Source organism: Brasilonema angustatum (assembly GCF_059505445.1).
Map to the genome: position 1 here is coordinate 18,550 of NZ_JCACKO010000054.1, position 16,247 is coordinate 34,796.

Genomic DNA, 16,247 nt, shown 5'->3' on the forward strand with positions numbered 1-16,247 from the left:
GTATTATTAAAGGCAGAGCGCAGTCCTAAATAGCTTTAGACCATAGTTCTCTTATTTGAGTCATGTATCCGTTAGCTGATTTAGGACTACCAAACTGTCTTTTAGGTAAACCTACACGCCGACTATCTCAACAGTTTCATACTGATCCAACACAGTGACACCTTCGCAGAATGCGCTCGCCTTGAGGAATTGCTTCACGTTATCGGGAGCACCAACTATATAGATGTCAACATGAGGTCCCAGTTTTTGTTTACTGAAAATAAGAGCTCGTACACCAGCAGCAGTAATACATTCTAAGTCTTGTAGCAGTAAGACAACGCGTTTGACTGGCTGTTCTGTCGCTCTAATCAACACCTCCTGAAAACGTTCTATAGCACTGGCATCTAATAACCCAGTTAAAGAAATCTTGGCAATATTATCAGTCACTTCTAACAATGTTGCATCGAAAGATACTTGAGTAGGAACAAGTCTGACTCGAACTTTCAGTTCGTCTTGAGTAGATGGCAATTTGACTGTTAAACTTTCGGTATCAAAATCGGAATGCTTTTGCCCGTTGATCCATACCTCGCCAATCCGCACGCTACCAGGTGGTAGGATATCTGGTGCAACCCGCAGAATGTTATCCTTAAAGCCACCCGCTTTTGGCTTGAAGTACAAATCCATCGGCTGCTTAGTAATCATAAGGTTCGTATAAACACAAGCCAAGTAGGCTAGCTCAAACGAGTGGTAACCGCTCATTGAGTGACTGCCCTTGCCTCGCTCAGTTCCTAGCAAGTAAGGAACTCCATTTGCCAGAACATTGAAATAGACACCGCCACCCGTGTAATCGAGGAACCAGGCGTTATAGAAACCTGCGGCTTCACGTGCAAAGCGCTGATATTCAGGTTTATCAAGTGAGCCTGCCAAAATGAGGTAGGCTAAGATAGCCTGTTCTTGCTGCCACCAAGCCTTCCGATCATGCCAGACAAAGCGGTGTACTTCTTCTCCTGGTTTGAGAATGCGTTCCACAACATCGTACCACCCCCCACGCTGTTGGTCGCTGCCGACTGCAGGCATGATTTGTGCAATCTTTTCTGCTAGATCCACATACTTTTCTTTTGCTTTCAGGTGGTTCATCCGCATCAGGTTCCAGGCAATTTTGAGGTTATGACCTACGACTGCTCGATTCTGTTGCCACCCCCAGGTTGTATCATGGCTCCAATCCTCATGAAAACGTTCTTGAACAAAGGGGCTATGTTCGTAATCTGGAAACCGCTTTTCAATAGTGTCAAACGTGTACTCAAGGAAAAGTGCGTATTTTTCCTCGCCAGTCGCTAGCCAGAGATTGATCAGATAGGCTGGGGCATGATCACCTACTGAGTTCCAGTTCTTTTTCGCGCGGTTATGACCTAAAGACTTAGGGTAAGGGCTGAGAGTAATCGGGTCGATGTGGGAGAAAAATCCCCCTTTATCTGTCTTGTCCAGAAAATACTTGTTAAACAGATTGATGGTCAACTCGATATCTTTGATGATGCGTGGATCGCCTGTTATCCGATAAGTCTGGGTAGGACCAGCCAGCGCATAAATTTGCTCATAAGCTGGGATAGCATCATAATCATCCCCAAATTCCGAGGAGAATATTTTTTGCTCACTGCCATCTGGCTTCACGTCAGTGGCATGATACCAATAACAAATACCTTCGCCCTCATCCAGAAAACGCATATGTTCACGCAGATATTCGGTACCTTTTTCCGCAGCTTCTAGATACCGCTCATCTCCGGTCAACATATAAGCTGTGGCAAAACCGTAAACCAGGCGTGAAATTGTGTCAGTTTCTTGACGAGTACTATCTTCTTTAGAACCAACCAAGCCGATACCAGTGCGATATTTGCGATAATCTATTTCGCCATTTTCAAACTGGGCTTTTAAGTAAAAATTGGCAAGACTTCGTACTTGCTTGACCCACCAATCTGGTCTTTCAAAAAGATAGTCATTTTCTGTTCTACCCAGAAAAACAATGTGTTTAGCTTCAAACTTGTACTCACTCGCTTCAGGATAGAAAGTGCCATACACAAAAAGATACCGATTTGGAACGAGCATTGAACTTATCTGGCTCGTGCAATCAAAATAAGGCTCATCCAAATTGCGTACTAACTCAGCATACGTCATTGAAGTCAGTGCTACTTCAAATTCCCTCCCGTCTGATGTTTTCAGATTGAAAGTACCAAGCTCTTCCTTGGTGGAATCAAAATTTGTAATGTACCCAGCAATCAAATCAGAAAATTGAAAGCCCATATTATTCATGAGTTTTTCTCCAAAATTTGAAATATTTTAACGATAAACTATTTAGAAATGAGAACAACAATGCTACGGTCTTTAACAGAATAAACATTGCCTGAAACTACAGTCTCTTCCCCTGGTTCCACAATATCCATAGGAGAAGCAAGAGCGGTATCTACCACTTTGTACCATTCCCTACCTTCAACAGAGGGGATTTCAAAGTCGAGTGCTTCCCAGTACATATTGAACATGACATGAATATCTGCTTCTTCTTCAAAACCCCCCAACGTAAATGCGAGAACTCTAGCATGAGGATCATGCCAACCTGGGTTAAATAACTGACAACCATGCCAAGAAATATCCGCCAAGCCCCGCTCATTAACTTCACCAGAGAAAAAATCACGACGGCGTAAAGCAGAATGGCAATAGCAGTTGCGGAAATTAATCATCAGCTTGAAGAACCTGAAAAGATCAGCATTCTTCTCTACAAGACTCCAATCAAACCAACTAATCTCATTATCCTGGCAGTAAGCGTTGTTATTACCATTTTGAGTGCGTCTGATTTCATCACCAGCCACAAACATTGGTATTCCTTGGGAAAGCATCAGAATGGCTGTAAAATTCTTAATCTGTCGGCGACGCAATGCATCAATTTCTGGATTGTCAGTCTCTCCTTCAGCACCACAATTCCAGCTTAAATTGTCATTAATACCATCCCGATTGTCTTCACCATTGGCTTCATTGTGTTTGTCATTGTATGAAACCAAATCATTGAGAGTAAATCCATCATGGCAGGTAATGAAATTAACGCTGTTAATTGGTAAATGTCCACTTGATTGGTAGAGATCCGCACTTCCAGCAATACGCCAAGCGACTGCTCCAACCATTCCTGCATCCCCCTTGACAAAACGCCGGACATCGTCTCGAAAGCGCCCATTCCATTCTGCCCAACGATATCCAGGGAAGTAACCAATTTGATAAAGCCCAGCAGCATCCCAAGCTTCAGTAATAATTTTGGTGTCAGCAAGAATTTCAGACGTTTCAATTTGCCATATTACCGGCGGATGAACCATTGGTGCTCCGTCTTGGCCACGGGATAGAATAGAACCTTCATCAAACCGAAAGCCATCAACGTGCATCTCTTTGACCCAAAATTCTAAGCTATCTACAATCAACTTCTGCACTATTGGGTGATTACAGTTGACGGTATTTCCACACCCAGAGTAGTCCATGTAGTACTGCTTGTCCCAGGACACTAGGTGGTAGAAGATGCTATTGAAAAAGCCTTTAAAATTGATAATTGGACCTTCATGGTTTCCCTCGTCGGTGTGGTTAAAGACCACATCCAGGATGACCTCAATCCCTTCCTTGTGCAACGCCTTGACCATATCCCGAAACTCCGTGAGATGGTTTCCGACATCACACAGAACACAATATGAACCTTCAGGAGCAAAGTAGCTGTGTGGATTATATCCCCAGTAATCACTCAGTGGGTTGCCGTCAACTTCTCGGAGATTGTTCTTTTCATCAAAGTCAAATATTGGCAGGAGTTCAACAGCAGTTATTCCCAACTCTTTGAGGTAAGGAATCTTCTCAATGATTGCAGAAAAAGTACCGGGATGTTTGCAGCCTGAGGAAGGTGACTTAGTAAATCCGCCAACATGTACTTCATAAATGATGGTCTCACTCATTGAGCGATTGATGGGGCGATCGCCTTCCCAGTCGTAATCCGATATATCGACAACTACACTACGCATCGAAGTCGCTAAGTTGTCTTGTGATCCCAAAGCATCGTTGCGCTTCCAAAGGGTGTTGGTGTTTCCTCTAGCGTAGGGATCAAGCAGTACCTTATTTTTGTTAAAGCGGTGTCCTTCCCCATGTAAACCCTGAGCACTGTCAACCCGGTAGGCGTAATGAGCGCCGGGTTTTAATCCTCTCACGTAGATATGCCAAAAGTGAAAGGTTTTATTTGTCCTTGGGTTTAATTGAATAATGTGTGTAGGTTCCGGAGCATCAGACTTATCAAACAACAAAAGTTCAACAGATCTGGCATGCTCTGAAAATACTGAGAAGTTTACTCCGTTTTTGTCCGGTATTGCACCCAAAGGATGTGCACATCCCGATTCAAATTGGTATTGATTTGTTGCTGGTTTAACCAGTTGTTTAGCTGTAGTTAAAGTCATTTTGCCCTTTCTATCCTTACGGCATTTAATTAGTTGTTTATTTCGATTTTGCCTCAACGTTTTAAGGCTTTGCGAAAGGCTTGATTTTTGTGTTAACTACTTTTACATTTTTTATTCATTATGGAATATTCCGCTAAGGGTTTATTCGTTACCTGTGTTGCACTTAAGGCTTGGATTAGCAAGTACGTTCTGTTCTTAATGTCACAATTATCTCGTTGAAAAAAAGGTAAATCAGATACATCTTTATGCAAAGTTATAAGATGCACCTCCTTACTTTTGAGCGCTTAATAAGGTAATTTTTGTACTTTAGGCGTCAATTGTGCACTGGTAACTACATTGACTTTTAGTTCACCAGTAATAATTAAGTTTAAGGAGTACAAAACAACCTTGTAAGGGTTGAACTTTCGGAAGAAGTTTGTATTCTTTCGCTCAAGCTTTTATATTGATATAACCCCGATAAAGTTTATCTTATTTTTGCTATTTTTTTCAACGGCAGAAATGGTTAATAGTTTAGGTTCGATCTATTCTTTAACTTAGCCATATTCATGTCGATGAAACACCCAGATCGATAAAAAAACTAAAAAAATGACTACTCTCGAACCGCCAGAAGAATACCTAATTTAACGTAGACGCGCAGCGGTGAGAGGGTCGCAGTCTTGGACGCCACTTCCTACCCCAATACGGTTCGCCTTCTGGCGGGCGTCTACAAGTCAGGAAACCCGCACTTGAAGGAGTAGCTCCGGTGAGCGTCGATTGCGAAGAGCGAAGTTCCTCTGAAAGAGGCACCCCCGCTCTATGGCGCTCCGCCATAGGGTAAGAAGAAAATAAAGAAGACAGGTAATCTTAGACAGGGAAGGAAGTAAAATCGAAAAAATGCACACTTCCTTCTAAATTTTAACCCTTGCGGTTGTGTATTGTACTCCCTAAAGTAAAAATGATCAGGGCGCAGCCTATGTGCATTCATAAAAATAACTCAAACAACAAGAGCTACTGTGGTTAAATTCCGTATAGCCATAGCAATTCTATATGAATTGTGAGAATTTACGAAGTTTAAAAGCGCGTTTTGACAAGCCTTTGAGCCTTTATTTTTCTCATGTAAGCGCAAGCGCACGCTAAGAGCGAACGCGTAGTGTGCCCGCAGGGCTTATGATTTAGGATTGCTATATAAAGGAGCGGTTACTTTTTCTATTGCACAGTAAGCACGCACTTTTAGCGACCGCGTTTTTCCCATAATTAATCCAACCACCAAAAAGAAAACGACTCCAATCACTTAAGTGACACAAGCAGATGTGAACGCGGTCTCTGCTGCGACCAACCTCGCTTTTGAAAACAACTGAAGGGACACACCCATGAATTTACAAAATAAAGTTGCCATCATCACCGGTGCTAGTGGTGGTATTGGTGAGGCTGTCGCTAAGGACCTAGATGCAGCAGGCATGAGTCTAGTACTCACAGCGCGATCGCAAGATAAACTCGAACACCTCGCGTCGAATCTACAAAATGCTAAAGCCGTTCCCAGTGAAATCACAGACCCTGAATTGCCACAAAAATTGGTAGACTTTGCTATCCAAACTTTTGGCCGACTCGACGTAGTCTTCAACAACGCAGGCGTTATGACTGTGGGGGCGATTGTTGATGTCGATGTCGAAGCAATCTGCCAGATGGTTCGGATCAATGTGGAATCTGCCTATAGGATGGCCTACACGGCGCTGCGGCACTTCAAGGAATCTGGCAGCGGCTTTTTAATCAACACTTCGAGTATCGCCGGGTTGAAAACAACTCCGCAATTTGGTGCCTACTGCGGAACCAAATTTGCCATTGAGGCGTTCACAGATTCGCTGCGGATGGAACTCGCAGGAACTAACATTCGCGTAGCGTCCATTGCCCCAGGCAGCGTGGATACAGGCTTGTATGACCACTGGGATCACAATCACAAAGAATTCATCGCTTCTGGGGGTTTACTGCAACCGCAGGACATCGCCCGTTGCGTTCGTTTCGTGTTAGAGCAGCCTCCCCACGTCCTCATCCCGAGGCTTTTGGTTGTACCATCCGCCCAGCCCGTGTAAAATCATCTGTCTATTTTAATTTACAATTCGACAAAAGACACAATCATGAACACAGAAAAAAGAGTTGCAGTTGTTACAGGAAGTTACAAAGGTCTTGGTTTTGAGATTGCTAGAAAACTGGCAAAGCTTGACAATATTCAAGTCATTATATCCGGTCGGGACAAAGCAAAGGGATTGGAAGCTTGCGAAAAATTAGCACAACAAGGTCTTGAAGTGGACTTTCTACCTCTGGACGTTACTGATGACAAGAGTGTTGAAAACTTTGTAAACGCGCTACACGAACAGTACGGGAGAGTAGACATCTTAGTCAATAACGCAGGGGTAAATCCTGCAAAAGAAGCTGAAGAAGGCAGTGTCTTGACTGCTAAATTAGATACGGTTATCTCGACATTTGCGGTGAATTCGGTGGGTCCCTTACGTCTTTGTCAAGCACTGATTCCTATGATGAAAGAGCATAATTATGGGCGCATTGTCAATGTATCTACTGAAATGGCTTCCTTAAATTATATACCCAATGATTATTATCCCCTTGCTCCGTCATATCGGCTATCAAAAATTGGTTTAAATGGAGTTGCTTGTTTGTTGGGGAGGGAGTTGAAGGATACTAATATCCTAATCAATAACTATTCTCCAGGATGGATGAAAACCGATATTGGAGGAGCAGATGCCCCGCTCACTGCTGAGGAAGGTGCAGAAACCGCTGTCTATTTAGCTACACTACCAGACGGTGGTTCTCAAGGCGGCTTTTTTGCAGAAATGAGAAAATTTGGTGGGCCTTTTGCTTTGCCTTGGTAAACAGGTATTGCAAACGTATTCTGGGACAGAATTTTATTGGACATTGACGGTTCCCATACTCCGCACCCTTGTTTTTGAGATCATATAGCGCTTAACGCTTAACAGACTTGAAAGTCTCTTGGTGACCGTGTTTTCTCATTAGTTCGTGTCCTAATCTACCTGGCGACTGCTATAACTCTCAAAAAACACAGATAAAAAACCAAAATGAAACCGCGTTAATCAGTCTTTATTCTCGACGATGACGCGGTTTCTTCTTTTATCTGTTACTAATCAAAACACGGCATATATATAAGTAAAATATTGATTCCAAGTGCTTGTAGAGTGTACATACTGGCAATATCGCCTGTTAACCCAATATTTTTTTCTCTGATTAATTTTTATAAGATAAATATAAAACTTATAAATTTATGAATCGGCGTAATTCAAAACGGAGTCGTGGCGTTATACTTACTCTCCAAGGCTGGCAAAAACTTCAGAAAGGAAAACTCGAATGGGAATTTCGCGAAAAATCTGGTATGAAGTACACCGTGGAAGAAATAAGTGAACGCGCTGAATTAACTCCGAATACAGTCGCGAAAGTACTCGCTCGCCAAGAAGGGGTTGACAAACAAACGCTTGTTCGTTTCTTTATGGCATTTGATTTAGAATTGAAGAAAAGCGACTATTCAAAGAGCAATCCCAATTCGGCGAGTCTTCAAGGCTTGAAAACTCTCAAGCGCATTGATTGGGACGAAGCTGTTTGTGTGTCAGATTTTTGTGGACGTACAACAGAATTGGCTATGCTGGAGCAATGGCTCCTGACGGAGCAATGCCGAGTTGTCGCACTGTTGGGAATGGGGGGTATTGGTAAAACCTCTGTTGCTGCTAAGTTAGTCCATGAAATTCAGGAGCAATTTGAGTATGTTGTTTGGCGATCGCTCTACAATGCCCCTCCACTTTTCGAGCTTTTGGCTAACTTAATTCAATTTTTCTGTGACGCCCAGATTTGTGAAGCTGACTTACCAAAAAGCGTAGACGGCAGATTGTCGCAACTGATTTCATATTTGCGACAATACCACTGTCTCATTATACTCGATAACGCACAGACCATTCTACAAAGTGGCGCTATTGCTGGAAGCTATCGAGAAGACTATGAGGATTATGGTCAACTTATAAAACGGGTGGGACAAACAATTCATCAAAGCTGCTTAGTGCTGACTTCTCGGGAAAAACCGAAAGACGTGGCGTTACTCGAAGGAGAAGCACTACCTGTTCGCTCATTACACCTGAGAGGTCTGTGTGAGGAGGAAGGAGAAAGAATTTTGCGCCACAAAGGTCTATCTGGAGAAGATTCTAAAAAGAAGGCACTCTTTGAACGCTATTGTGGCAATCCATTAGCTTTGAAGATAGTTGCAACAACGATTCAAGATGTCTTTAATGGTAACATTTCTGAGTTTTTAAACCAAGAAATCGCAGTTTTTGGCGATATTACTACTCTTTTAGACCAGCAGTTTGAGCGCTTGTCGGATAAGGAGCGTGAGGTGATGTACTGGTTCTGCATTAATCGTGAGCCGATGACGCTCTTCCAATTGCGAGAAGATATTATATCAATAGGAACACCACAGAGATTACTAGAGGCTTTGGAGTCTCTGGTGCGCAGAAGTCTCATCGACAAGGCTACACCTACACAAGTAGAGAAAAGCACTCGATTGTTCACAATAGAACCTGTATTAATGGAGTATGTGACTAGCAAATTAATAAAGCAAGTATGTGAAGAGATAGTCACTCAGCAAATTGTGCTTCTTAGACATCATGCTTTGAGTAAGGCTCAATCCAAAGAATATGTAAGAGTTGCTCAAATACGCTTTATCCTCAAACCACTTATAGATGAATTGCTCACTATTTTTAAAACCCAAAAAAGACTTGAACATCAACTGGTTGAAATAAAAGCATTGCTGCAAAAAGAATTTTTACAGGAACGAGGATATACAGGCGGAAATATTATCAATATGCTTAGTCAGCTAAAAATTGATTTGAGGGGTTATGATTTTTCTAATATGAGTATTTGGCAAGCTGACCTAAGAGGTGTAAATTTACCTCAAGTCAATTTCCAAAACGCTAATTTATCCAAGTCTGTTTTTACGAAAAACTTCAGTAGAGTTTCTGCGGTAGCATTCAGTCCCAACGGAAAAGTTTTAGCGATGAGTGACGCTAATGGTAAGATTTGCTTATGGCAAGACTTTACTGATAGTGAAGAACTTTTAACCTGTCAAGGACATATCAGTTGGGTTCGAGCGATCGCCTTCAGTCCGGATGGCGATACCATCAGTAGTTCTGGTGCTGATCAGAGTGTGAAGTTGTGGGACACAAGCAGCGGTGAATGCCTGAAAACTTTCACTCGACACCCTAAGCGCGTACAAACAGTTGCCTTCAGTTCTAAAGGTAATATCTTAGCATGTGGCAGTGATGACCAAACGGTGAGTTTGTGGGATCTTCGCAGCAGTCAGTGCCATAAAATTTTGCAGGGACATACTGGTCGGGTATTGTCAGTTGTTTTTAGTCCTCAAGGTAAGATCCTAGCCACTGCTAGTAGTGACAAAACTTTAAAGCTATGGAATTTCACAACAAGTGAATGTAAAATAACTTTACAGGGACATACTGGTTCGATCTCTTCAGTGACTTTCAGTCTGGATGGCAAAACCCTAGCTAGTGCCAGTGATGACCAAACCGTCAAGCTTTGGGATGCCATCACTGGTGAATACCTCAGAACTTTGCAGGGACATAGCAACCGGGTAAGGTCAGTCACCTTTGCTCCTAAAGGTAAAATGCTAGCTAGCGGCAGTGATGACCAAACTGTCAAGCTTTGGGATCATACCACTGGTGAATGCCTTATGACCTTGCAAGGACATACTGGTTTAATCTGGTCACTTGCTTTCAGTCCTGAAGGTAATATCCTTGCCAGTGGAAGTGATGACCAAACTGTCAAGCTTTGGGATGTTAGCACTGGTCAAACCTTGAGAATCTTGCAAGGATATAGTAACGGGGTGATGTCTGTTGCCTTTGCTCCTAGTGGCAAAACCTTTGTCAGCAGCAGTGATGACCAAACTGTACGCTGTTGGGATGTCAGCACTGGTCAGTGTAACAAAACTTTGCTGGGACACGCTAACCGAGTACGAACCGTTGCCTTCAGTCCTGAAGGTAATATTCTAGCAACCGGCAGTTACGACCAGGAAGTCAGGTTATGGAATACTAGCACTAACCAATGCTATAAAATTTTGCAAGGACATACTGGTTGGGTAAAAGCAGTAGCCTTTGCTCCTGAAGGCAATATCCTGGCAAGTGGCAGTGATGACCAAACTGTGAGGTTATGGGATGTCAGCACTGGTGAACTCTTGAGAACACTGGAACATAGTCATGGGGTATGGTCCGTTGCCTTCAGTCCCGTTAGCGATAGGCGCAGCCGTGCCGTAGGCATAGCGTCTGCGTTCGGCGCAGCCGTGCCGCAGGCTCAGGAGATTGGTAATATATTGGCAAGTGGCTGTGATGACCAAACCGTGAGGTTATGGGATGTCAGCACAGGTCAAACTCTTAAAAACTTGTTGGGACATAGCGGTTGGGTATTGTCAGTTGCTTTCAGTCCTCAAGGTAGGATTTTAGCCAGTGGCAGTAAAGATAAAACAGTGAAGTTCTGGGATGTTGGCACAGGCGAATGTCTCAAAACTTTATCGGGACACACGAGTTGGGTGTTGTCAGTTGCCTTTAGTCCTCAAGGTAATATCCTCGCCAGTGGTAGCGTAGACCAAATGGTAAAATTGTGGGATATTAACTCCGGTGAATGTCTTAAAACTTTACAGGGTCATACCCACTGGGTAAGGTCAGTTGTTTTTTGTCCGGATGGTAAAACTTTGCTTAGTGGCAGTGAAGATGGGACAGTTAAGTTATGGGATGTTTTGACCGGTGAGTGTTTAAAAACTTTCAGAAACGAAAGACCACTAGAGGGAATGAACATTACTGGTGTTATAGGTTTAACACAAGCAACTATTGCTTCTCTAAAAGCTTTGGGAGCTATGACTAACTAGAGGGATCGCTCCAGAAAGGATGCTAACAATTTCTTTGTGCCCACTTTTTTTGGCAAGATCTAACGGGGTATTTCCTTTCTTGCCTTTGATGTCTAAGCGCGCACCTGCATTTACCAGGAGCCTAACTCCTTCAACATTATTTTGCCAAACCGCATCGTGTAAGGCAGTGTATCCGTTGTAAGGACCCTGAGCATCTATATTAATTCCATACTCAATCAGAATTTCCATAACCTCTGGATGCCTCAAATAGGCAGCAGCGTGGAGTGCAGTGGCTTTCATACTTGAGTCTACCGCGTGAATATCAGCACCAGAGTCAAGAAGTAGCTTCACCATTTCAGATTGACCGTTAGCAGAACTGACAATCAAGAGGCTATTTCCACTGCTGTCTATTTGGTTAACGTCTACACCATTTTCAATTAATTTTTTGACTAATTCAAGATCGTTATTCTTCACTGCGGCAACTAGACTACTCATATCTGCAAAATTAAGGATTTACGCGTTGATATACAGAAGTCTAAGAAATCCTGCTTTCAGGTTGCAAGGGTCAATTTTTCTTTTGAAGATTGTATTTTTTTAGCTCTCATCTAAATATTCTTTAAGTGAGCGAACCATCTCTCGAATAACATCGCTCTTGGTTCGCTGCATCTTCTGACAATATTTCTCCAAAATTTTTTTTTCCTCCTGCGAGAACTGAATCGTCAAGTTGGCAGCATTTTGTCTGGGCATGGTTATTGCTTTTCAATGACTTTTCAAGTACTATACTAAAAAAGTTAAGATATAAAATCAAGTAGACAGTGGTCAATGGAGGTAGCAAAAGTGGCACCCGTTTTGGAGTAGATAGCCCAAGTCGGGCGTCATAATTGGAGAAATAATGAAACAGCAAAAGCAAAAACGCAAGCGTGGGCTTATACTGACTCCTCAAGGCTGGCAAAAGCTTCAAAATGCCAAAGTTGAGTGGGAATTTCAGGAAAATTCTGGCTGTAGGTGTACCCTGGAAGAATTAAGTGAACAGGCTGGAATAACTCCTGTCACTTTTAGGAAAGTGCTAACTCGCGAAATAGGGGTTGACAAACAAACGCTTGTTCGTTTGTTTATAGCGTTTAATTTAAAACTACAGCAAAGCGACTATACAAAGCCAGACTCAGATTTAGTGAACCAGGAAGACTTGAAAGTCCTCAAGCGCATTGATTTAGGAGAAGCAATTTGTGTCTCAATTTTCTATGGACGCACAGCAGAACTAGCTTTGCTAGAGGAATGGATCATTAAGGATCGTTGTCAAGTGGTGGTTCTGTTGGGAATGGGGGGAATTGGTAAAACTTCTCTGGCTGTCAAGCTATCCCAACAAATTCAGGAGCGGTTTGAGTACGTTATCTGGCGATCACTCTACAATGCCCCTCCCCTTTTCGAGCTTTTGACGAACTTGATTCAATTTTTCTGTGATGCCCAGGTTTTAGAAGCTGATCTACCAAATAGCGTAGATGAAAGAATCTCGCGACTGATGGATTTTTTGCGAGAACACCGCTGTCTGATTATACTAGATAATGCTGAGACCATTCTGCAAAGTGGCGTTATTGCTGGAAAGTATCGAGAAGGCTACGAGGATTATGGTCAGTTGATCAGACGCTTAGGAGAAGTTTCCCACAGAAGCTGCTTGCTGCTGACTTCTCGGGAAAAACCGAAAGACGTGGCGTCACTCGAAGGATTAGCACTGCCCGTTCGCTCATTACAATTAAGTGGTTTAGAAGCGGTACATGGGCAAAAAATCTTTGAAATTAAGGGTTTCTCTGGCCAGGAATCAGAATTGCAAGCAGTCGTTGAGCGCTATGGGGGTAACGCCTTAGCCTTGAAGATAGTGGCGACGACGATACAAGATTTGTTTGATGGTAATATTTCTGAATTTCTCAAACAAGACGGTGTTGTTTTTGGTGACATTCACGAACTATTAGACCAGCAGTTTTCGCGCTTGTCAAATTTAGAAAAGGACATAATGTACTGGCTGGGAATTAATCGTGAGCCAGTTTCGCTATCAGAGTTACGAGAAGATATAGTATCACCGATCCCACCACAGAAATTACTGGAGGCTTTGGAGTCTTTGGTAAGGCGATCGCTAGTAGAAAAAAGTGCAGTAACCTTCACGCTACAACCAGTCGTTATGGAGTATGTGACAAATCGATTGATAGAGCAAGTTTGTGAAGAGATTGTTACTCAGAATATCGATTTGTCCAGGTGTCATGCTTTGATGAAGGCGACAGCGAAAGATTATATTAGAGATATTCAAGTTCGCCTTATTCTCCAACCAGTTATAGATGGGCTGCTCACTGTCTTGAGAAGCAAAAGAAACCTTGAAAATCAGCTAACTCAAATTTTAGCAAGGTTGCGAGAGGAATCTCCGTTAGAACAAAGTTATACGGCTGGAAATATTGTTAATCTGCTTTGTCATCTGGAAATTGATCTAAGTGGCTATGATTTTTCTCATTTGACGGTTTGGCAAGCAGACTTACGGTGTGTGAATTTGCACAGTACGAATTTCTGTCATGCCAATTTGGCTAAATCTGTTTTTGCGGAAACCTTCAGTGCAATGCTGTCAGTAGCATTTAGCCCCGATGGAAAATTTTTGGCTACAGGCGATATGAATGGTGAAATTCGCTTGTACCAAGTTGCTGATTGGAAACAATTATTCACCTATAAAGGTCACGCTGATTGGGTAACATCCATTGCCTTCAGTCCTGATAGTCGTATTCTTGCAAGCGGCAGTGATGATCAAACAATCAAACTTTGGAACGTCACGACTGGTGAATGTCTCAAAATCTTGCGGGGTCATGAAAAGGGGATCTGGTCAATTGCCTTCAACTCAAATGGGCAAGCGCTGGTAAGTGGCGGTGATGACAAGACTATAAAGATGTGGGATGTCGGTACTGGTCAGTGCCTCAAAACTTTGCAAGGACATAATAATATGGTAAGAGCAGTCATATTTAGTCCTGATGACCAAATGCTAGTGAGCGGCAGCGTGGACAAAACACTGAAGCTGTGGGATGTTTGCACTGGTCAATGTTTTAGAACCTTGCAGGGACACGATGAGGCGATCTGGTCAGCTACCCTCAGTTCAGATGGGCGTATACTTGCTAGTGCTAGCAGCGATCAAACGGTGAGATTGTGGGATGTTGACACTGGTCAGTGTCTTATGACCTTGCAGGGGCACTCTGGCTGGCTTTGGTCAGTCGCCTTCAATCCAAATGGACAAACGCTGGCAAGTGGTAGTTGGGATCAAACAGTGAAGTTGTGGGATGTCAGTACTGGTCAGTGTCTAAAAACTTTGCAAGGACATAATAATCTTGTGCGAGCAGTTGTTTTTAACCCTGATGGTCAAATCCTAGCAAGTGGCAGTGATGACCAATCGTTAAGATTGTGGGATGTTGCTACTGGTGAATGTTTAAGAACTCTACAAGGATATGGTGATAGGATCTGGTCAATTGCCTTAAGTCCTGATGGTCAAATGCTAGCTAGTAGCAGTGATAACAAAACGGTGAAGCTATGGGATATGAACACTGGTCAATGCTTAAGAACTTTCATAGGACATAACAATGTCATCAGGTCTGTAACCTTCAGTCCTGACGGTCATACTTTGGCTAGTGGCAGTGATGACAAGACAATAAGGATATGGGATGTTGATACTGGTAATTGCTACCGAATTCTACAAGGACATGCAAGTTGGGTTTGGTCAATTGCTTTTAGTCCTGATGGTCATACTTTAGCTAGTGGTAGTCATGACCAGACACTGAAGCTATGGGATGTCTCGGATGGTAAGTGCCTCAAAACTTTACATGAAGATAATCATGGAGTTTTGTCAGTGGCTTTCAGTCCTGAGGGTAATACTTTAGTTAGTGGTAGTACAGACCACACAGTAAAGCTATGGAATGTCTCGGATGGTAAGTGCATTAGAACTTTGCAAGGACATACGGGTTGGGTTTGGTCAGTCGCTTTTAGTGCAGACGGACAAATCCTATGTAGTGGCAGTCAAGACCACACAGTGAAGTTATGGGATGTTTCGGATGGTAAGTGCCTCAGAACTTTACAAGGGCACTCTGGCTGGGTTTGGTCAGTCGCTTTCTCCACAGACGGGCAAACTCTAAGCAGTGGTAGTACGGATAAAACAGTGAAGTTATGGGATGTCTCGGATGGTAAGTGCCTTAAAACTTTACAGGAACATAGTAAAGGAGTTTTATCAGTTACCTTCAGTTCCAAAGACCATACTTTTATTAGTGGCAGTGAAGACGAAACAATTAGGATTTGGGATGTCTCGACAGGTGAGTGCATCAGAAGTCTGAGAAGCAAAAAACCTTACGAGGGCATGAAGCTAACTGGCGTTATCGGATTAACGGAGGCGACGATTGCCACTCTGAACACTCTAGGGGCAATTGAGTATAAACTGGACGCAGGCAACAATAAGTGAGCAGAAAAAACTAGGTTGGCAAAGCAATACCTTCGCCAAAATGGTATGAATTGAAAGGTCTATTATCGTAGAGTTGTTGTCTTCCTCAACGACAATTCTCGAAACTACAAAAGCGTAACCTTACAGCGATTTTCAGATAAATAAACCACAGTGATTGAACCTTCTCGTAGGCGTCATCTTCAGTGATGTAATTTACAGCAAGAGCCATAGCTTGGTCGAGTGATTCAGGAGTACGTGCCTCACAAGAACGGAGAAAGTGCTTCAGTTTTGATAAACATTGCTCTATTGGTGATAAGTCTGGGGATAATGGTGGCTTAAACTTTACTTTTGCGCCTACCGACTCAATCGCAACTCGTATACACTCGGCATGGTGAACCGAGAGATTATAGCAGTTTTCGGTTGAGTCCAATACAGTCTGGTAAAATTAGACAAGGGT

At 42.9% G+C, this 16,247-nt stretch carries 9 protein-coding genes; 4 read left to right on the forward strand and 5 right to left on the reverse strand.

Translation table 11 applies throughout. The features are described 5' to 3' along the window. Positions 1 to 111 precede the first annotated feature (111 nt). On the reverse strand, positions 112 to 2,283 hold the full coding sequence (locus AC5JM2_RS11940) for an AGE family epimerase/isomerase (RefSeq protein ID WP_495835094.1): 2,172 nt from the start codon (positions 2,281 to 2,283) through the stop codon (positions 112 to 114). A 38-nt stretch (positions 2,284 to 2,321) separates the two neighbouring features. Beyond that, on the reverse strand, positions 2,322 to 4,442 hold the full coding sequence (glgX, locus tag AC5JM2_RS11945) for a glycogen debranching protein GlgX (protein ID WP_495835095.1): 2,121 nt from the start codon (positions 4,440 to 4,442) through the stop codon (positions 2,322 to 2,324). Between the two features lie 1,349 nt (positions 4,443 to 5,791). Between glgX and AC5JM2_RS11950 the strand changes: the two genes are divergently transcribed. The 3 genes from AC5JM2_RS11950 (at position 5,792) to AC5JM2_RS11960 (ending at position 11,361) form a co-directional block, all read left to right on the forward strand. After that, positions 5,792 to 6,508, forward strand: coding sequence for an SDR family oxidoreductase (locus tag AC5JM2_RS11950; RefSeq protein ID WP_495835096.1), 717 nt, complete (start codon positions 5,792 to 5,794; stop codon positions 6,506 to 6,508). Between the two features lie 45 nt (positions 6,509 to 6,553). Beyond that, positions 6,554 to 7,303 carry an SDR family NAD(P)-dependent oxidoreductase gene (locus AC5JM2_RS11955; RefSeq protein ID WP_495835097.1) on the forward strand — a complete coding sequence of 250 codons (750 nt, stop codon included), beginning with the start codon at positions 6,554 to 6,556 and terminating at the stop codon, positions 7,301 to 7,303. Between the two features lie 407 nt (positions 7,304 to 7,710). Further along, positions 7,711 to 11,361, forward strand: a complete 3,651-nt coding sequence (locus tag AC5JM2_RS11960; protein WP_495835098.1) for a WD40 repeat domain-containing protein — start codon at positions 7,711 to 7,713, stop codon at positions 11,359 to 11,361. Here AC5JM2_RS11960 and AC5JM2_RS11965 read toward each other — a convergent pair. Together AC5JM2_RS11965 and AC5JM2_RS11970 are read right to left on the reverse strand one after the other, a co-directional pair. After that, positions 11,332 to 11,835: an ankyrin repeat domain-containing protein gene (locus tag AC5JM2_RS11965; RefSeq protein ID WP_495835099.1), complete on the reverse strand. Its 504-nt coding sequence runs from the start codon at positions 11,833 to 11,835 to the stop codon at positions 11,332 to 11,334. The two genes, AC5JM2_RS11960 and AC5JM2_RS11965, sit on opposite strands and share 30 nt — an antisense overlap. A gap of 99 nt (positions 11,836 to 11,934) precedes the next feature. Continuing rightward, positions 11,935 to 12,087, reverse strand: a complete 153-nt coding sequence (locus AC5JM2_RS11970) for a ribbon-helix-helix protein, CopG family (RefSeq protein ID WP_495835100.1) — start codon at positions 12,085 to 12,087, stop codon at positions 11,935 to 11,937. 145 nt (positions 12,088 to 12,232) lie between these two features. Here AC5JM2_RS11970 and AC5JM2_RS11975 point away from each other — a divergent pair, with 145 nt between their 5' ends. Next, positions 12,233 to 15,811 (forward strand): WD40 repeat domain-containing protein, encoded by a 3,579-nt coding sequence (locus tag AC5JM2_RS11975; protein WP_495835101.1) that lies wholly within the window; start codon positions 12,233 to 12,235, stop codon positions 15,809 to 15,811. 85 nt (positions 15,812 to 15,896) lie between these two features. Here AC5JM2_RS11975 and AC5JM2_RS11980 read toward each other — a convergent pair whose 3' ends face one another. Next, positions 15,897 to 16,220: a transposase gene (locus tag AC5JM2_RS11980; RefSeq protein WP_495835102.1), complete on the reverse strand. Its 324-nt coding sequence runs from the start codon at positions 16,218 to 16,220 to the stop codon at positions 15,897 to 15,899. Positions 16,221 to 16,247: the final 27 nt, after the last annotated feature.